General features: G+C 61.6%; 17 protein-coding genes. 16 read left to right on the top strand and 1 reads right to left on the bottom strand.

The features are described 5' to 3' along the window. Positions 1 to 817: 817 nt before the first annotated feature. From mraZ to murD, 8 genes are all read left to right on the top strand, one after another. On the top strand, positions 818 to 1285 hold the full coding sequence (gene mraZ, locus ARCT_RS0108405; RefSeq protein ID WP_036785624.1) for a division/cell wall cluster transcriptional repressor MraZ: 468 nt from the start codon (positions 818 to 820) through the stop codon (positions 1283 to 1285). A gap of 4 nt (positions 1286 to 1289) precedes the next feature. Then, positions 1290 to 2282 carry a 16S rRNA (cytosine(1402)-N(4))-methyltransferase RsmH gene (rsmH, locus tag ARCT_RS0108410; protein WP_027239667.1) on the top strand — a complete coding sequence of 331 codons (993 nt, stop codon included), beginning with the start codon at positions 1290 to 1292 and terminating at the stop codon, positions 2280 to 2282. Beyond that, positions 2279 to 2641 (top strand): cell division protein FtsL, encoded by a 363-nt coding sequence (gene ftsL, locus ARCT_RS0108415; protein WP_027239668.1) that lies wholly within the window; start codon positions 2279 to 2281, stop codon positions 2639 to 2641. The genes rsmH and ftsL overlap by 4 nt, the downstream gene beginning before the upstream one ends. Beyond that, entirely contained in the window at positions 2638 to 4422 is a 1785-nt protein-coding gene (locus ARCT_RS0108420) for a peptidoglycan D,D-transpeptidase FtsI family protein (protein WP_027239669.1), read from the top strand. The genes ftsL and ARCT_RS0108420 overlap by 4 nt, the downstream gene beginning before the upstream one ends. A 44-nt stretch (positions 4423 to 4466) precedes the next feature. Continuing rightward, the gene (locus tag ARCT_RS0108425) at positions 4467 to 5966 is read left to right on the top strand and encodes a UDP-N-acetylmuramoyl-L-alanyl-D-glutamate--2,6-diaminopimelate ligase (protein WP_027239670.1); all 1500 of its coding nucleotides are present in this window, start codon (positions 4467 to 4469) and stop codon (positions 5964 to 5966) included. Beyond that, positions 5963 to 7381: a UDP-N-acetylmuramoyl-tripeptide--D-alanyl-D-alanine ligase gene (locus ARCT_RS0108430; RefSeq protein WP_027239671.1), complete on the top strand. Its 1419-nt coding sequence runs from the start codon at positions 5963 to 5965 to the stop codon at positions 7379 to 7381. The genes ARCT_RS0108425 and ARCT_RS0108430 overlap by 4 nt, the downstream gene beginning before the upstream one ends. Before the next feature lie 37 nt (positions 7382 to 7418). Then, on the top strand, positions 7419 to 8501 hold the full coding sequence (gene mraY, locus ARCT_RS0108435; RefSeq protein ID WP_027239672.1) for a phospho-N-acetylmuramoyl-pentapeptide-transferase: 1083 nt from the start codon (positions 7419 to 7421) through the stop codon (positions 8499 to 8501). A 322-nt stretch (positions 8502 to 8823) separates the two neighbouring features. Continuing rightward, positions 8824 to 10221: a UDP-N-acetylmuramoyl-L-alanine--D-glutamate ligase gene (gene murD / locus ARCT_RS0108440; RefSeq protein WP_027239673.1), complete on the top strand. Its 1398-nt coding sequence runs from the start codon at positions 8824 to 8826 to the stop codon at positions 10219 to 10221. Between the two features lie 325 nt (positions 10222 to 10546). On the opposite strand, the gene ARCT_RS0108445 is transcribed toward murD, so the two are convergent. Continuing rightward, the gene (locus ARCT_RS0108445) at positions 10547 to 11737 is read right to left on the bottom strand and encodes a BaiN/RdsA family NAD(P)/FAD-dependent oxidoreductase (protein ID WP_027239674.1); all 1191 of its coding nucleotides are present in this window, start codon (positions 11735 to 11737) and stop codon (positions 10547 to 10549) included. Positions 11738 to 11953: 216 nt separating this feature from the next. Here ARCT_RS0108445 and ftsW point away from each other — a divergent pair, with 216 nt between their 5' ends. From ftsW to murB, 8 genes are all read left to right on the top strand, one after another. After that, positions 11954 to 13123, top strand: coding sequence for a putative lipid II flippase FtsW (ftsW, locus tag ARCT_RS0108450; protein WP_027239675.1), 1170 nt, complete (start codon positions 11954 to 11956; stop codon positions 13121 to 13123). 71 nt (positions 13124 to 13194) lie between these two features. Then, positions 13195 to 14286 (top strand): UDP-N-acetylglucosamine--N-acetylmuramyl-(pentapeptide) pyrophosphoryl-undecaprenol N-acetylglucosamine transferase, encoded by a 1092-nt coding sequence (locus ARCT_RS0108455; protein ID WP_027239676.1) that lies wholly within the window; start codon positions 13195 to 13197, stop codon positions 14284 to 14286. A gap of 2 nt (positions 14287 to 14288) precedes the next feature. Beyond that, positions 14289 to 15701, top strand: coding sequence for a UDP-N-acetylmuramate--L-alanine ligase (murC, locus tag ARCT_RS0108460; RefSeq protein ID WP_027239677.1), 1413 nt, complete (start codon positions 14289 to 14291; stop codon positions 15699 to 15701). A 30-nt stretch (positions 15702 to 15731) separates the two neighbouring features. Then, positions 15732 to 16955, top strand: coding sequence for an APC family permease (locus tag ARCT_RS0108465; protein WP_027239678.1), 1224 nt, complete (start codon positions 15732 to 15734; stop codon positions 16953 to 16955). Further along, a complete protein-coding gene (locus ARCT_RS0108470; RefSeq protein ID WP_036784652.1) occupies positions 16952 to 17197 on the top strand; it encodes a DUF2484 family protein in 246 nt (81 codons plus the stop codon). Before ARCT_RS0108465 ends, ARCT_RS0108470 begins: the two co-directional genes overlap by 4 nt. Continuing rightward, positions 17194 to 17463: a DUF2484 family protein gene (locus tag ARCT_RS0108475; RefSeq protein ID WP_027239679.1), complete on the top strand. Its 270-nt coding sequence runs from the start codon at positions 17194 to 17196 to the stop codon at positions 17461 to 17463. The genes ARCT_RS0108470 and ARCT_RS0108475 overlap by 4 nt, the downstream gene beginning before the upstream one ends. Further along, a complete protein-coding gene (locus ARCT_RS28220; RefSeq protein ID WP_161631308.1) occupies positions 17450 to 17602 on the top strand; it encodes a hypothetical protein in 153 nt (50 codons plus the stop codon). The genes ARCT_RS0108475 and ARCT_RS28220 overlap by 14 nt, the downstream gene beginning before the upstream one ends. A 2-nt stretch (positions 17603 to 17604) precedes the next feature. Then, positions 17605 to 18555, top strand: a complete 951-nt coding sequence (gene murB / locus ARCT_RS0108485; protein WP_027239680.1) for a UDP-N-acetylmuramate dehydrogenase — start codon at positions 17605 to 17607, stop codon at positions 18553 to 18555. Positions 18556 to 18874 lie beyond the last annotated feature (319 nt).

Below are 18874 nucleotides of genomic sequence, written 5' to 3' on the forward strand. Positions count from 1 at the left end.
CTTTGTCCGGGGGTGCTGGACTGTCACAGGTCTAAGACGCGCGCCCATAACCGCTGGGCTTGCCCTGAAGTTCACAATCCACAGCAGGTCTTGTCGATTTTTCAGCGGCTATGGGAAACCATGGGATGTGTGGGATTTTATGGTCCGCAATGGGGTGGGATGGTGCGGTTGGTGCGGAAGTTTTTGTGGGTCACCGCGAATCGCAGCGCGAATCGTGGTCAAATTCCCATTATCCACAAAGTTACACACAGGAAGCGGGCGGAACATTGTGAGAACTGTTAATTCTCTGTTAATGGAGCGCTGCCGCGCTGGGAATTCATGGGCCAAGATGGCCCGGTTTTGACAACTTTTTTTCACATCTACATATTGTGCTCATGTGTTGAAAAACCGCAATTTGTGCGTGAATTTCCAGAATGTGGTTAATGAAATTTTGCCGATCTGTGGTGTCGAGGTTTCTTTTGTGGTGTCTTTTTTGAATTGAGGGTTGTCAGGCCATGATTTCCCATAGTATCCCTTTCTTATCGGATGCGGCGGAGAGCAAATAGGGGCACCAAAGACCCCAGCTCATAATAATAAGCAGGTTCATACAGGCCTTCACTTCATCCGAACAATGAGAGATCCGGCGCGCGGGCGAGCAGACATCCCCCCAGGTGGCGCGCGCAGTCGGACACCCCGCTAAGCGGGAATTAGGAGGCGGGTTGATCAGTGGCAGCAGATCAACTCGCCTTCCTTAGTTTCTGGGGGAGATAACGCGCCAAAGTGCGCATATGAGGGCAAGATTTTGGGCCGCAGGTTCAGAGGCGAAAGCCACCATAAGGTGGATACAAAGGGGCGGGTATCAATTCCGGCCTCCTTTCGTCGTGTGATCGAGGCGAGCGACCCAAACTGGAAATCCGGCGAAAACCCCGAACTGGTGATTGTCTACGGTGACCACACGCGCAACTATCTTGAATGTTATACGATGGAAGCGATTGAGGAAGTCGATGACAAGATTGATGCGCTGCCGCGTGGCTCGATGCAGCGCAAGATGTTACAGCGCATGTTTCACGGCCAGTCTTTTCCCACTACGATAGATGAGACCGGTCGCCTGGTTCTGCCCGCAAAACTGCGCAACAAGATTGGCCTGGAGAAAGAAGTCTTCTTTATGGCTGCCGGGGACACGTTCCAGCTTTGGAAGCCTGAAACCTACGAAAAAGAAGAACAGGCTCTTGCTGATAAATGGATGGATGAATTGCCAGAAGGCTTTGACCTGCTGGAGTTCCTTGATGGCGCCGGAGGCGCATAGGTAAATGACCACGGACCGCCCCACGCCTACTGGTCCCCATGTTCCGGTTCTGCTGCGCCCGCTGCTCAAGGCGGTGGCGCCGGTGTCGGGCCGTTGGCTGGATGGTACCTTTGGCGCTGGCGGCTATACCCGGGGCCTGCTGGAGACCGGTGCCGATCAGGTGATTGGCGTTGACCGCGATCCATTGGCCTTTGAATTGGCCAGGCCCTGGGCGGCAGACTATGGCGACCGCCTGGTGCTGCAGGAGGGCGTGTTTTCACGGATGGATGAATACGCCCAGGATCTGGACGGGGTGGTGCTGGACCTTGGCGTGTCCTCGATGCAGCTGGATCTGGCCGAACGCGGCTTTTCTTTCATGCGCGACGGGCCGCTGGATATGCGGATGTCGCAGTCTGGACCCTCGGCGGCGGATCTGGTGGCAGAGCTCAGCGAAGTGCAGCTGGCTGATATTCTGTTCCACTATGGCGAGGAACGCGCCAGTCGGCGGATTGCCAAATCCATCGTCAAGGCCCGCGAGTTGGCGCCGATCACCACGACGCTGCAGCTGGCCAAGCTGGTAGAGCAATGCCTGCCGCGTGCCAAACAGGGCAAATCGCATCCCGCCACCCGCAGCTTTCAGGCGCTGCGGATTGCGGTGAACGCCGAATACGAAGAGCTGTTCAATGGGCTCTTGGCGGCAGAACGCGCCTTGAAACCGGGGGGGCTGCTGGCTGTTGTCACCTTCCATTCGGTCGAAGATCGCATGGTCAAACGCTTCTTCCAGCACCGGGCCAATAAAACCGGGCGGGCCAATCGCTACGCGCCGGAAATCGAAGAAATCCCCTCGCAGTTTGAATTGGTCACCCGCAAGGCAGTTGGCCCCGATGACGACGAGCTGGCGGAAAATCCCCGGTCGCGCTCTGCCCGGCTGCGGGTTGGGCGACGCACCGATGCGGAGCCCGTGCCGATCACGGCCAAAGATCTGAGCATGCCGCAATTGAAAGAGGGGCGGAAATGAAGTCTCTGCTCTATGCGATCACAGCGCTGGCCGTTTTTGGTCTCGCCTTTTGGGCCTACCGCGAAAACTACGCCACCCAGCAGGTGCTGAAAGAAACCCGTGGCCTGCAACGTCAAATTGGCGCTGCGCAGGTGCGGCTCAGCGTATTGCGGGCGGAATGGGCCTATCTGAACCGTCCGGACCGGTTGCTTGAACTGGCCGAGCTGAACTTTGAACGCCTGGGGCTGCTGCCGCTGCGCCCCGACCAGTTTGGCCGGGTGGATGAGGTCACCTATCCGGTGCAGCCCGCGTTGCAGATCTCCGAAGGTGTTGAGGTCTCGGGCTTGAATGCCCGCCGGGGTGAGGAGGCAGGCCAATGACCCGCAAGCCGCTGCGCCCGCTGGCACGGATTCTGGATGCGCGCTCCAAGGGGGAGAACCCCGACGCGATTGAACGAGAGAATATTCGTCAGCGCCACGACGACATGCAGGTGAAATCGCGGCAACGCGCCGAGGGCCGACTGCTGGTGCTGGGGGTGTTTTTCCTCTGTGCCTATGCGGCTGTTGCGGCGCGTATGGGGGTTATGGCGACCTCTGAACCGCGTGAACCCGTTGCCAGTGTCGCGGGCAGCGTCATCGCCATGCAGCGCGCCGATATCGTGGACCGCGAGGGGCGCATTCTGGCGACCAATTTTGAAACCCATTCGCTTTATGTGCAGACGCAGCAGCTGATTGATCCGCAAAATGCTGCGGATCGTCTGGTCGAGATCTTCCCGGATCTGGACCATGCGGACCTGTTGGCAAAGTTCACCGGCGCCCGCAAGTTCCTTTGGATCAAAAAGAAAATCAGCCCCGAGCAAAAGCAGGCGGTGCATGATATTGGTGATCCCGGTTTGCTGTTTGGCCCCCGCGAGATGCGTCTTTATCCCAATGGATCTGTTGCCGCCCATGTTCTGGGCGGGGCCAGCTTTGGCAAGGAGGGCGTCAGCGCCGCCGAGGTGATCGGGGTTGCGGGTGTGGAAAAGCAGTTCGACGACTATCTGCGTGACCCTGCCAATGGCAGCAAACCGCTGACCCTGTCGCTGGATCTTACTGTGCAGGCCGCGGCTGAACGGGTGCTGGATGGCGGCATGCGGCTGATGAATGCCAAAGGCGCCACCTCGATCCTGATGGATGTGCAGACCGGCGAGGTGATCTCGGTGGTCTCGCTGCCGGACTTTGACCCAAATGAACGTCCGGCGCCACCAACCTCTGGCTTTGATCCCTCGGTGAGCCCGCTGTTCAACCGCGCTGTGCAGGGCGTTTACGAGCTTGGCTCGACCTTCAAGATTTTCACCGCGGCCCAGGCGATGGATCTGGGGCTGGTGACCCCGGATACTATCATTGACACTCGCGGTCCGCTGCGTTGGGGGAAATTCTCGATCAAGGATTACCGCAACTACGGCAACGAGTTGTCGGTGACCAAGATCATCGTGAAATCCTCCAATATCGGCACTGCCCGGCTGGCACAGCAGATCGGCGCTGAGCGTCAGCAGGATTTCCTGCGGGATCTGGGGATGCTGGAAGCAACCCCGTTTGAGATCGTTGAGGCGCAGGGCGGGCAGCCTTTGCTGCCAACAAACTGGTCAGAGCTGTCGGCGATGACCATCTCCTATGGGCACGGGATCTCTACCACGCCGATGCATCTGGCGGCAGGCTATGCGGCGGTTGCAAACGGGGGCCGCTATGTCAGCCCGACAATTTTGAAACAGGATGGCCCGCAATTGGGCCGCCGTATCATGTCCGAACAGTCAGCCGAGGCTGCCCGCACCATGCTGCGCCATGTGGTGACCGAGGGCACCGCCAGCTTTGCCCGGGTTCCTGGCTATCAGGTGGGCGGCAAGACCGGCACCGCCGACAAGCCCAGACCGCTTGGCGGCTATTACGAGGACAAGGTGATCGCGACCTTTGCCTCGATCTTCCCGGCGCATGATCCCAAATATGTGCTGGTGGTGACGCTGGATGAACCCTCGGTCAGTGCCTATGGCGAAGAGCGCCGCACCGCAGGCTGGACAGCGGTTCCCGTGGCGGCCGAAATGATCGGGCGTCTGGCACCGCTGTTGGGTCTCAGACCACAAGTTGAACCCGCCGAGGTGACTGGTATAACCCTCACCTCAAACTGATCCCGGCGAGTAATCCCGGGCCCAATACCTGGTGAGGGCCGCAGATGCGCAGCAACCCCGACGATACTTCCGATCTCCGCCCCCTGAGCGAGCTGGGGCTGACCGCCCGTGGCGGCGCTGATCCGCTGATTTCCGGGCTCTCCGTTGATAGCCGTCGGGTGGCCAAGGGAACCCTGTTTGCCGCCCTGCCGGGCAGTCAGATCCATGGTGCCAAATTTATCCCGGCGGCGCTGGAACAGGGGGCGGTTGCCATCCTGACCGATGCAGCAGGCGCCAGGATTGCGGCAAAGCCTCTGGAAGAGAGCCATGCGGCGCTGGTGATCGTGGAAGATCCGCGTCAGGCGCTGGCCTATGCTGCCGCGCTTTGGTTTGGTGCACAGCCGCAGACAATGGTGGCGGTGACTGGCACCAATGGCAAAACCTCGGTGGCGACCTTTGTGCGCCAGATCTGGTGCGCGTTGGGTTACCAGGCGGTCAACCTGGGCACCACCGGGATTGAGGGCGCCTGGAGCCTGCCGCTGGCCCATACCACACCTGAGCCCATCACCCTGCACCGCGCCCTGGCCAAGGCCGCAGCCGCAGGTGTCACCCATGCGGCGATGGAGGCCTCCTCGCATGGGCTGGACCAGTGTCGCCTGGATGGGGTGCAGCTGGCGGCGGCGGGCTTTACCAATTTCACCCAGGATCATCTGGATTATCACGAGACATTCGAGGCCTATTTTGCCGCCAAGGCGGGGTTGTTCCGCCGGGTTCTGCCCGAGGATGGTGTGGCGGTGATCAACATGAATGACCCGCGCGGCGCCGAGATGCGCGCGGTGGCGGCTGCGCGTGGCCAGGAGGTGATCAGCATTGGCCGGGGCCTGGGCGATATCAGCCTCACCGGGCAGCGCTTTGATGACACCGGGCAGGATCTGCGGTTCAGCTGGCATGGTCGCCCCTTTCAGGTGCGGTTGAACCTGATCGGCGGCTTTCAGGCGGAAAACGTGCTTTTGGCCTGCGGGCTGGTGATTGCCGCAGGTGAAGACCCGGCGGCGGTGTTTGACACCCTGCCACAATTGACGACGGTGCGCGGCCGCATGCAACATGCCGCAACCCGCGACAATGGCGCCGCTGTGTTTGTCGACTACGCCCATACCCCGGATGCGGTGGCCACTGCGATCAAGGCCCTGCGCCCACATGTGCTGGGACGTCTGATTGCCATCATCGGCGCCGGCGGCGACCGCGACGCCGGTAAGCGTCCCCTGATGGGGCAGGCGGCACAGGACAATGCCGATGTTGTCATCGTGACCGATGATAACCCGCGCAGCGAAGATCCGGCTGTCATTCGCGCGGCGGTCAAAGGTGGTGCACCCGATGCGCTGGAGGTGGGCGACCGGGCCGAGGCGATCCTGCGCGGCGTTGACATGCTGGGCACGGGCGATGTGCTGCTGATCTGCGGCAAGGGCCACGAGAGCGGCCAGGTGGTTGGCAGCGATGTTTTGCCCTTTGACGATGTGGAGCAGGCCAGTATGGCCGTCGCCGTTCTGGAAGGAAAAGCAATATGAGCGCGCTTTGGACGGCGGCAGAGGCCGCAACCGCAACCGGTGGTGAGGCTCAGGGAGACTGGCAGGTCATGGGCCTGTCGATTGACACCCGTACGCTGCAGCCCCAAGATTTGTTTGTGGCGCTGAAGGCGGCGCGCGACGGCCATGATTTTGTGGCCCAGGCGCTGCAAAAAGGCGCTGGGGCTGCGCTGGTCAGCCATCGCCCAGAGGGCCTGGCGGCAGATGCCCCCTTGTTGATTGTCGAGGATGTGCAGGCGGCGCTGGAGGCCCTGGGGCAGGCGGCGCGGGCGCGCACCCGGGCCAGGGTGATTGCCGTCACCGGCTCGGTTGGCAAGACCTCGACCAAGGAAATGCTGGCCTGCATGTTGGCCGATCAGGGCCGCACCCATGCGGCCGTTGCCAGCTACAACAACCATTGGGGGGTGCCGCTGACCCTGGCGCGGATGCCGCGCGACACTGAGTTTGCAGTGATCGAAATTGGCATGAATCACCCCGGCGAGATCGCGCCGCTGGCCCGGCAGGCGCGCCCGCATGTGGCCATGGTGACCACGGTGGCCGCGGTGCATCTGGAGGCTTTTGAGGATGTGGCGGGCATCGCCCGTGAAAAATCCGCCATCATGCAGGGGCTGGAACCCGGCGGTGTGGCGGTGCTGAACGCGGATATCGAAACGGCGCAGGTTCTGGCGGAGGAGGCCCGGCGTCTGGAGGTGTCGCAACTGTGGTTTGGGACCACGGCACCTGAGTATAGATTGCGCTCCACCCAGATGAGGGGCGCGGCCACCCTGGCCGAGGTGCACTGTGGAGCGCAGGCTTTGAGCCTCACCATCCAGTCGCTGGGCGCGCATTTTGCGATGAATGCCCTTGGCGCATTGGCCTGTGTTGCCGCCGTCGGCGCGGATCTGCAACGGGCGGCGCAGGTTCTGGCCCTGTGGTCGCCGGTTCAGGGACGCGGCGCCCGGGTTGAGGTCGAAATGGATGGCGGTAAGCTGCTGATCCTGGACGATAGTTATAATGCCAACCCCACCTCGATGGCGGCGGCCCTGGCGGTGCTGGCGGCGACGCCAAAACTGGCGGTGGGATCCGATGGCGCCGCGACCGTAGGGCGCAAGATTGCCTATCTTGGTGACATGGGCGAGCTGGGTCCGCAGGAGGTCGCATTACATGCGGGTCTTGCCGATCTGGCGGCGCTGCAGGCGCTGGACACCATCCATTGCATTGGCCCGCTGATGGCGCATCTGCACCGGGCTTTACCAGCGGGTAAGCGCGGCGGGCACTACGCAACCGCAGCGGATGTGGTGCCCGATTTACCCGCGCAGCTGCGCTGTGGCGATATTGTGCTGGCCAAGGGATCTTTGAGCGCCGGGCTCTCCAAGATCGTTGACGGCATCCGGGAATTGGGTCATGGCAAGCGCTAATCTTGAAACTTAACCTAAAGGCGAGGATCAATCCGAGATGCTCTATTGGCTGACAGCCCTGTCGGATGGCGGCGATTTTTTCAACCTGTTCCGCTATATCACCTTCCGGGCAGGGGGCGCCTTTATGACCGCGCTCTTGTTTGGCTTTCTGTTTGGCAAACCGCTGATCAATGTGCTGCGCCGCAGGCAGGGCAAGGGGCAGCCGATCCGCGATGACGGGCCAGAGGGACATTTCACCAAGGCGGGGACGCCAACAATGGGCGGGTTGCTCATCGTCGGGGCGCTGTTGACCGCCACTCTGATCTGGGCACGGCTGGACAATCCCTTTGTCTGGCTGGTGCTGTTTGTCACCCTGTCGTTTGCGCTGATTGGTTTTGCCGATGACTACGCCAAAGTGTCCAAGCAGAACACCGCCGGAGTGTCGGGCAAGCTGCGGCTGCTGTTGGGGATCATCATTGCGGTGATTGCGGCGCTCTGCGCCCGGGCCTATCACCCTGAGGCGCTGCAGAACCAGCTGGCGCTGCCGGTGTTCAAGGACACGCTGATCAATCTGGGCTATTTCTATGTGCCCTTTGTGATTTGTGTCATCGTGGGCTCTGCCAATGCGGTGAACCTGACCGATGGTCTGGATGGTTTGGCCATCATGCCGGTGATGATCGCGGCAGGCACCCTGGGGGTTATTGCCTATGCGGTTGGCCGGGTCGATTTCACCGAATATCTGGATGTGCACTATGTGCCTGGCACCGGCGAGATCCTGATCTTTGCCGCCGCGCTGTTTGGCGGGGGGCTGGGCTTTTTGTGGTACAATGCGCCTCCCGCTGCGGTCTTTATGGGCGACACCGGCTCGCTTGCGCTTGGCGGTGCATTGGGGGCCATCGCGGTGGTTACCAAACATGAGCTGGTCTGGGCCATTGTTGGTGGTTTGTTTGTGGTGGAGGCCCTGTCGGTGATCATTCAGGTGCTCTATTTCAAGCGCACCGGTCGGCGGGTGTTCCTGATGGCGCCAATCCATCACCACTATGAGAAAAAGGGCTGGGCCGAACCCACCATTGTGATCCGGTTCTGGATCATCGCCCTGATCCTGGCGATGATTGGTCTGGCCACCCTGAAAGTGCGCTAGGTCATCTGGCAGCGCCAGAATCTGCCGCAAAGTCGATGCAAGAAAGGTGGCCTTGGCCGCCTTTTTTGTTGCCCCTATCTGTTGTCCTTTGTTCGCAAAAAGGGGGGGCTCCCGCCAATTTCGAGAGGCTTTGCCTCTCTGCCAATTGTTGGGGGTGGCAGAGCCCTGCGGGCTCTGCGGCTGCGCTTGTGGATGCGTATGTGGGGATGCCTGAGGAGATGCCTGAAGGGATCCTGTGAGCTCTTGCAAGTGGGGCAGCAGCGGTGCACTGTTCGGCGAAAAGTGATGTGCGGCGAAAATTTGATCAAGTGTGAGGTAGGCGATGATCCCGGTTCAAGGGTTTGAAGGCGCGACGGTTGCTGTTTTGGGGCTGGGACGGTCTGGCCTGGCCACGGCGCGGGCACTGCTGGCGGGCGGCGCCACTCCGGTGTGTTGGGATGATCAGCCACAGGCGCGGGACCGGGCCGAGGCCGAGGGGTTTCAGCTGCGGGATCTGCACCGGCAGGGGGCCTTTGATGATATTGCCACTCTGGTGGCCTCGCCGGGGATCCCGCATCTTTATCCCCAGCCAAACCCGGTGATCCGCGCCGCGCTGCAGGCTGGCGTGCCGGTGGACAATGATATCGGGCTGTTCTTTGCGTCATTGCCGGCCCAGGGCTGGGATATGCTGGACCAGCCGCCCAAGGTGGTTGCCATCACCGGTTCCAACGGCAAATCCACCACGGTGGCGCTGCTGCATCATATCCTGGAAAGCGTTGGCCGGGACAGTCAGATGGCGGGCAATATCGGGCGCGGGGTGCTGGATATCGACCCGCCCGGAGAGGCCGGTGTTGTGGTGCTGGAGCTGTCCAGCTACCAGACCGAACTGGCCCGCGCCCTGACCCCGGATGTGGCCATCCTGACCAATCTGTCGCCGGATCATCTGGACCGTCATGCCGGGCTGGGGGGCTATTTTGCCGCCAAACGCAGGCTGTTTGCCGAGGGCGGCCCGGATCGGGCCATCATTGGCATTGATGAGGATGAGGGGCTGTTTCTGGCGGGGCAGATGTCGCAGGCGGCCAGCGATGACCGGGTGATCCGGGTGGCCTCGGGGCGCAAGCTGACCGGGCCGGGCTGGCAGGTCTTTGCCCGCAAAGGCTTTCTCAGCGAGATGCGCAAGGGGCGGCAGGTGGGCTCGATTGATCTGCGCCAGATGACCGGCTTGCCCGGGGCTCACAACCACCAGAACGCCTGTGCCGCCTATGCGGCGGCGCGGGTCTTGGGATTGGCGCCGCGGGTGATCGAAGCGGCCCTGGCCACATATCCCGGCCTGCCGCATCGCAGCCAGACCGTGGCCGAGGTGGCAGGGGTGCGCTATGTCAATGACAGCAAGGCGACCAATCTGGACAGCGCTGTCAAAGCGCTGAGTGCTTTCAAGAACATCCGCTGGATCTGCGGCGGATTGGAAAAAGAGGGCGGTCTGGGTGCGCTGAGCGGCCAGACCGGGTCTGTCCGCAAGGCCTATGTGATTGGCCGCGAGGCTGCGGGTTTTGCCATGCAACTGGATGTCGAGGCGGAGGTCTGCACCACCATGGCGCGGGCGGTGGCCTGTGCCGTGGCTGAGGCCGAGCCCGGGGATGTGGTGCTGCTGGCGCCTGCTGCGGCGAGTTTTGATCAGTATGACAATTTTGAGCAGCGCGGCGATGACTTTATTGCCGAGGTGACGGCTCAATTGGGCTGAACTCTGCGGTCAAGGCCTGCGGTCAAGGCCAGTGATCACGACCTGTGATCAAGACCTGTGGTCAAGCGCAGAGCAGGGGCTTTGTTAGGGGGCTCAGGGTAAGGGGCTCAGGTTCACCAAAACGGAAAACCCGTTGCGGGACCACCCACGCCCAGGCCCAGGCCCGTGCTGACAGGAGCCACGTCAGGGTCAAGAGAAATAGCCGTCTCCCCGCCAAAAGCGGGGCCCCTCGGCGATTTCTCCTGAGCCTGCCGCTCTTCTCCTGTCTGATCGGGGGCAGGCGAGGGTGGCTCCGAAACGGAATTTCCGCGGCGGTTGAGGGCGATCAGCTGGCGGCGCCTCCGGTGGCGATGGCTTGGCCTGCCGCATGGCCCGAGGCCCAGGCCCATTGAAAGTTATAGCCGCCCAACCAGCCGGTGACATCGACGGCCTCGCCAATGGCAAACAGTCCGGGTTGGGATTTGGCCTGCATGGTTTTGGAAGACAGCGCATTGGTGTCGATGCCGCCCAGGGTGACCTCGGCGGTGCGGTAGCCTTCGGAGCCGCCGGGGGTAAGCTGCCAGCTCTGTAATGCGTCGCAGAGCGCCTGCAGGGCGGCGTCTGACTGATCTGCCAACCGACCGGTGATGGCGAACTCGGTGGCGAGGAAATCCACCAGCCGCCCAGGCAGATGGCGGGCGATTTCAGTGGTGAGGGCGCGCCGTCCCTGGGCCTGGCGCTGATCGCGCAGCAGGGTGAACAGGTCGGTCTGGGGGATCAGGTTGACGGTGATCGCTTCGCCCTGTTGCCAATAGGAGGAGAGTTGCAGCACCGCGGGGCCGGAGAGGCCGCGATGGGTGAACAACAGGGCTTCGTCAAAGCTGGCGCGTCTGTTGCACAGGCGCGCGGGCAGGGCGGTGCCGGCCAGAGCGGTAAACCGCCCCTCGGGAAAGGTGAAGGGGACCAGGCCCGGACAAGTATCAATCAGCGGCAGGCCAAATTGGCGGGCGATGTCATAGGCGAGACCGGTTGCGCCCATTTTGGGGATGCTTTTGCCGCCGGTGGCCAGGACCAGATTGGCGCAGGCTACCTGGTGTGGGCTGCCGTCACGCAGCAGTGTCAGCTGATATTGACCGCCCTCATAGCACACGTGCTCAACCGAGGTTTTGAGCCAGAGTTGCGCCCCCGCCTGTGTCAGCTCATCCACCAGCATGGCGACGATCTGCTTGGCCGAGCCATCGCAAAACAACTGGCCCAGGGTCTTTTCATGCCAGGTGATGCCGTAGCGGTCGACCAGCGAGATAAAATCCCATTGGCTATAGCGGGCCAGGGCGGATTTGCAGAAATGCGGGTTCTGCGAGATGTAGTTTTCCGGGGTGACGTCCAGATTGGTGAAATTGCTGCGCCCGCCGCCGGAAATGCGGATCTTTTCCCCCGGGGACTTGGCGTGGTCCACCACCAGGCAGTCGCCGCCTGCATGGGCGGCACACATCATGCCGGCGGCGCCGGCGCCTAGAATCACGGTGTTAACATACATGCAGTGCATCCATCACGGATGGGCCAGTGGCGCAAGGGGCGAGCCTTAGGGGCCGCAGCAGAGCGCTGTGGGACCGGGGAGCGGGGCGGCGCACCACGGCTGCAAAAACCTGCTGTTGGATCATCAATGGGCTGGCTTGAAGGGCGGTTTGCGGTTACTCTGTTTGCAATGACCCCAAAATGGGGCTGATCTTGAGGCAAAACTGGCGGTAATCCCATGACTGAGATGGTCTATGGAGCGGTTCCTGTACCCACAGGTGAACCGATCCTTCCAAAATGGTGGCGGACGTTGGACAAATGGTCCATGTCCTGCATTCTGACGCTCTTTGTATTGGGGTTGCTTTTGGGCCTGGCGGCCTCGGTCCCCCTGGCCGAGCGCAACGGGTTTGACAATTTTCACTATGTGCAGCGGCAGGCCATTTTTGGCATCACCGCGCTTGGTGCGATGATCCTGACCTCGATGATGTCGCCGCAACTGGTGCGACGCCTAGCTGTTGTTGGCTTTGCCTGCGCCTTTCTGGCGCTGGCGCTGCTGCCCATTCTGGGGACGGATTTTGGCAAGGGGGCTGTGCGCTGGTATTCGCTGGGCTTTGCCTCGTTGCAACCCTCCGAGTTTCTGAAGCCCGGGTTTATCGTGGTTGCGGCCTGGATGATCTCCTCCAGTCAGCAGATCAATGGACCACCCGGCACCCTGATCTCCTTTGGGATCTGTATGGCGGTGGTGATGATGCTGGTGCTGCAGCCCGATTTTGGCCAGGCCTGTCTGATCCTGTTTGGCTGGGGCGTGATGTATTTTGTTGCCGGCGCACCGATGCTGCTGTTGGTCGGGATGGCCTGTGTGGTGGTGATGAGCGGTATCGTTGCCTATTCAAACTCCGAGCATTTTGCCCGCCGCATCGACGGGTTCCTGAACCCGGAAATCGATCCCACCACCCAGATGGGCTATGCCACCAATGCCATCCGCGAAGGCGGGCTGTTTGGGGTTGGTGTTGGTGAGGGGCAGGTGAAATGGTCGCTGCCCGATGCCCATACCGATTTTATCGTGGCCGTCGCCGCCGAGGAATACGGGCTGATCCTGGTTTTGGTACTGATTGGCCTTTACGCCATGGTGGTGGTGCGCTCCCTGTTCCGGCTGATGCGCGAGCGCGACCCCTTCATTCGACTGGCGGGGACGGGCCTGGTCTGCATGTTTGGTGTGCAGGCGATGATCAACATGGGGGTTGCTGTGCGGTTGCTTCCGGCCAAGGGCATGACGCTGCCCTTTGTCAGCTACGGCGGGTCTTCGCTGATTGCCGGCGGGATTGCGGTGGGGATGCTCTTGTCTTTTACCCGCGCAAGACCGCAGGGTGAGATCGCCGATTTCCTGCGTGGCCGCGGGCGCGGCTGATCTCAAAAGCCCCAAAAGCGCTGGCCCAAAGTGATTGCAGGGCCAGGCTCAAGCAAAGAAGCGCGATTGATATGACACAGAAACTGCTCTTGATGGCGGCCGGGGGCACCGGTGGGCATATGTTTCCCGCCCAGGCCCTGGCTGAGGCGATGCTGCGCCGGGGCTGGCGGGTGAAGCTGTCGACCGATGCGCGCGGTGCGCGCTACACGGGCGGCTTTCCCCATACCACCGAAATCACGCAGGTTTCCTCAGCCACCTTTGCCCGTGGCGGGGTGTTGGCCAAGGCCATGGTGGCGCCAAAGATTGCCGGCGGAATTCTGTCGATGGCGCTGCAGATGCGCCGGGATCGCCCGGATGCGGTGATTGGCTTTGGCGGCTATCCGTCAATTCCGGCCCTGGGCGCGGCGACGCTGCTGAAACTTCCCCGGATGATCCACGAACAAAATGGCGTGCTGGGGCGGGTAAACCAGCTGTTTTCAACGCGGGTGGCCGGGGTTGCCTGCGGCACCTGGCCGACGGATCTGCCAGACACTGTGCCGCATGAACATGTGGGCAATCCGGTGCGGGCTGCGGTGATGGAGCGGGCCGGGGCTGGCTATATCGAGCCCGGCGCCTACCCGATGTCGATCCTGGTGATGGGCGGCAGCCAGGGGGCGCGCATCCTGTCGGATGTGGTGCCTGCGGCGATTGCCGCCCTGCCGCAGGAGCTGCGCCAATATCTGCGCGTCTCGCATCAGGCCCGCGGCGAAGATATGGAGCGCGTCAGCGCGTTTTACAGCGAGCATGGGATTTCGGCGGATGTACAGCCGTTCTTTAACGACGTGCCCGCGCGCATGTCCGAAGCGCAGCTGGTGATCTCGCGCGCCGGGGCCTCCTCTGTGGCGGATATCAGCGTGATTGGCCGGCCCAGCATTTTGGTGCCCTATGCGGCGGCGACCGGCGACCATCAAACCGCCAATGCCCGTGGGCTGGTGAAGGCCGGTGGCGCCATTTTGATCCCCGAAAGTGCACTTGACGTCGCGGCGCTGAGCGCGCAAATCGAGGCAGTTTTGAGCAACCCGCAGGCGGCCATGCAAATGTCGCTTGCCGCATTAAGCGCCGGTGTTCCCGATGCCACCAACAGATTGGTGGCTCTGGTCGAGCAACTGGCCGAGGAAGGATAATGATGACCCCAGCAACCAAACTGCCCGGTGACGTTGGCCCCATCCATTTTGTCGGCATCGGCGGCATTGGCATGTCCGGTATTGCTGAGGTTCTGCTCAATCTGGGCTATGTGGTGCAGGGCTCTGATCTGAAGGCCTCCAAGATTACCCAGCGGCTGGAAACGCTGGGGGCCCTGGTTTTTGTGGGGCAAAAGGCGGAAAACCTGGCCGAGGCTGAGGTGGTGGTGATTTCCTCTGCCATCAAACCCGGCAACCCCGAACTGGACGAGGCCCGCCGGCTAGGTCTGCCGGTGGTGCGCCGCGCCGAGATGCTGGCAGAGCTGATGCGGCTGAAATCCAATATCGCCATTGGCGGCACCCATGGCAAAACCACCACCACAACCATGATGGCCGAACTTATGGTTGCTGGCAAATTTGACCCCACGGTTGTCAACGGCGGCATCATCCATGCCTATGGGTCCAACGCCCGCATGGGGCAGGGCGAATGGATGGTGGTGGAAGCGGATGAAAGCGACGGCACCTTCAACCGGCTGCCCGCCACCATCGCCGTGGTCACCAATATCGACCCTGAACACATGGAACATTGGGGCGATTTTGACACCCTGCGCGATGGCTTCCACGAGTTTGTCTCCAATATTCCCTTTTATGGCGTGGCGGTCTGTTGCACCGATCATGCCGAGGTGCAGGCCCTGGTGGGCCGGATCACCGATCGCCGGGTTGTCACCTATGGGTTCAACGCCCAGGCCGATGTGCGGGCCACCAACCTGACCTACAAGGCGGGGGTGGCACATTTTGATGTTCATCTGCAGTCCGAGGACAAGGTGATCAAAGGCTGCAGCCTGCCAATGCCCGGAGATCACAACGTCTCCAATGCCCTGTCCGCTGTGGCTGTGGCCCGACATCTGGGCATGAACACCAGCGAAATCCGCGAGGCCCTGGCCGCCTTTGGCGGCGTCAACCGCCGCTTTACCAAGGTGGGCGAAGTGAATGGCGTCACCATCATCGACGACTATGGTCACCATCCGGTTGAAATTGCCGCTGTGCTCAAGGCGGCGCGTCAGGCCATTGCCGATAGCCCCGGTGCGCGGGTGATTGCGGTGCATCAGCCGCATCGCTATTCGCGCCTGTCTGATCTGTTCGAAGATTTCTGCGCCTGTTTCAACGAGGCGGATGTGGTTGCCATCGCCGAGGTTTTTGCCGCAGGTGAAGATCCAATCCCCGGCGCCAGCCGCGATGACCTGGTTGCCGGCATGATCCGCCATGGCCACCGTCACGCCCGTGCCCTGCTGAACGAGGATGATCTGGAACGGCTGGTGCGCGAGCAGACGCGCCCCGGCGATATGGTGGTCTGCCTGGGGGCCGGGACAATCAGCACCTGGGCCAATGGTCTGCCAGAGCGCTTGAGCCGCAACTGATGCCTGCCTGACCCCAAAAGGATCCGCCAAATGAGCCAGCAGCTGAAGCGCCGTATCGGGTTAGGTCTTTTGACGGCCTATGGTATCGGCGTCATGGTGGGGGCGGGGATCTATGTGCTGGTGGGGGCGGTGGCCGCCGAGGCCGGAGTGCTGGCGCCGCTGGCCTTTTTGCTCGCCGGGCTGATTGCTGCACCAACGGCGCTGTCTTATGCCGAATTCTCCTCCCGTCTGCCCGAAGCCGCAGGCGAGGCCGCCTATGTTGGCCAGGGGTTCAACTCCAAATTCTTTGCGATCTTTGTCGGGCTGGCAGTGGTGGTTGCCGGGACGATCTCTGCCGGGGCGGTATTGCGGGGCGGGGCGGGCTATTTTGCGGCGGCCACGGGAGTGGATGCCGAAATAGCCATCATTGGCATGGGGGCGGCCTTGGTACTGGTCGCCATTGTTGGCGTGCTGGAAAGCTTTGCGCTGGTTGCGGTCTTCACATTGATCGAGGTGCTGGGCCTGGCCCTGGTGGTCTGGGCTGGCTTTTCCACCTCGGCCAGCCCTGACTGGACCGCCGCTTTGCCGCTGGCTGAGATGGTCACGACGCCTGGGCTTGTCACGGGGCTTGCCACGGGGATCGCCTTTGGCGCGGTGCTGGCCTTTTTTGCCTTTATCGGCTTTGAAGACATTGTAAACATGGCAGAAGAGGTGCGGAACCCAACCCGCGTTCTGCCCCTGGCAATAGTCATTTCCCTGGCCGTAACCTCGGTGATCTACGCGCTGGTCTGTTGGGCCGCCGTTCGAACGGTGCCGCTGGCGGCGCTGGCCGAGTCCCAAAGCCCGCTGGCGCTGGTCTGGCAGCAGTCGCAGGGCGGCAGTGCGCGGTTCTTGTCGGCGATTGCGGTCTTTGCAGCGCTGAATGGTGTGCTGGCCCAGATCGTCATGGCCTCGCGGGTGCTTTATGGTCTGGGCGGCCGGACCACCGGGCTGGCGGTCTTTCGCCATGCGCATCCACGCTTTGGCACCCCGGTGCGCGCCACTTTGCTGATTGGTCTGGCGGTTCTGGTCGCCGCCTATTGGCTGCCGGTGGCGCAGCTGGCGGGCGCCACCTCCGCCACGCTTTTGTCTGTCTTTGTGCTGGTGAACCTGGCCCTGATCCTGCAAAAACGCCGCCAGCCAGAGGCGCCTTTTCGGATCTCAATGGCGGTTCCGGTGCTGGGGCTGGTCATGTCGCTGCTGGCGCTGGCAACCGCAGTAAAGGGCTGGATATGAGCCTGCTTGCGGCCATCCTGTGGGTTCTGGCCACCACGGCGGTTGCCCTGCTGCCGGTGGAGCGGCATTTTGTGCCGGGGCGCATTCTGCTGTGCATCGCTCCGTTTCTGTTGATCTGGATGGGGCTTGAAATGGGCTGGATGGCGGTTGCCTTTGGGCTGTTTGCAGTGGCGTCGATGTACCGTCGCCCGATCCGCTACTACTGGACCAAATGGCGCCAGCCGACGGAGGGGCCGCAATGACACTCTCGCTGACGCTTGCGGCGGTCTGGGCTTTGGTGGCCAATATCCTGGCGGTACTGCCGAGCCGCGACAATCACTGGCGCCGGGCCTATGTTCTGATCGCCATTGGCATCCCGCTACTGGGCTATGTGGTCTATGAAAACGGCCCCTGGTGGGGGCTGGCGGTGCTTTGCGCTGCCATGAGCGTGCTGCGCTGGCCGCTGATCTATCTGGGACGCTGGCTGCGCAAGCGGGGTTTTGCCAAACATGTGGATGGCGGGGAGTGACGGTGGCCCCAGAATTGGTTTTGCCCTTGCCCTTGCCCTTGCCGGTGCTTTGCTTATGGCCTCTTGGCTTGCAACTTTGCTCGCCTTCTGCTTTGGCCTGCTGATCAATACTTTTCTACGCTGGATGGACTGGCTCTGAACATGTCTGAACTTGATCTTTCAAATATGCCATCGCTACGTGGTAAGCTGACCCCCAATCGCGCCCTGTCCGATCTGACCTGGCTGCGCGTTGGCGGTGCGGCTGACTATCTGTTCCAGCCGGCAGATGTCGAAGATCTGCAGAGCTTCTTGGCGCAATTGCCCGCTGACATTGCGGTTTTTCCCATGGGCGTTGGTTCCAACCTGATCGTGCGCGATGGGGGCTTGCGGGCGGTGGTGATCCGTCTGGGGCGCGGCTTTAACGGGATCGAGATCGCAGGGGACCAGATCACCGCAGGCGCGGCGGCGCTGGATGCCCATGTGGCACGCAAAGGTGCCGACGCAGGCCTGGACCTGACCTTTCTGCGGACCATTCCGGGATCTATCGGCGGGGCCGTGCGGATGAATGCTGGCTGCTATGGCTCATATGTGGCGGATCACTTTGTGTCGGCACAGATTGTCACCCGCGATGGCAGCCTGCGCGACATCACCGCCGAGGAGCTGCAGTTCCAATACCGCCAGACCGCGTTGCCTGAGGGCGCGGTATTGATTTCGGCAACCCTGCGCGCCAAACCCGGACAGCCGGAGGCGCTGCAGGCCCGCATGGAATCCCAGCTGAAAAAGCGCGATGACACCCAGCCCACCAAGGACCGCTCTGCCGGATCGACCTTTCGCAATCCGGCCGGGTTTTCCTCGACGGGCCAGGCTGATGATCTGCAGGATCTGAAGGCCTGGAAGGTGATTGATGACGCGGGGATGCGCGGCGCCCAGGTGGGCGGCGCCCAAATGAGCAAAAAACACTCCAACTTCATGATCAACACCGGTGGCGCAACTGCCGCAGATCTGGAAACTTTGGGCGAAGATGTCAGAAAAAAGGTTTACGCCAATTCCGGCATAACGCTAGAATGGGAAATCATGAGGGTCGGAGAACCCCTGTTAGAGCAGCAAGAATAACGTCGGGACATTCAAAAACGCGCTACCTTTTCAAATCCTTATAGATTTGTTTGGGGGGATTTTTTTGTCGTTTGGGCGTGACAGCAGACAGGCAGGATCTTAATCATGGTAAAGGTGCTATTAATAACCCGGTAAGACTTGCGGCGTTATGATGGCTCAGGGCCCCTGTTTTGGGGCGCGGATTTTTTTGCCGGGTGGCCTTAGGCAGTCATTTGGTGGGGCAGGATCCTGGATCTTGCAGCTTTTAGGGGCTGAATGCCTCAACTTACGGGCAACGACCCGAAAATAATGCGGGCCTGGTTTTTAGGGCTCCAATAAC

This window comes from Pseudophaeobacter arcticus DSM 23566 (genome assembly GCF_000473205.1).
GTDB lineage: Bacteria > Pseudomonadota > Alphaproteobacteria > Rhodobacterales > Rhodobacteraceae > Pseudophaeobacter > Pseudophaeobacter arcticus.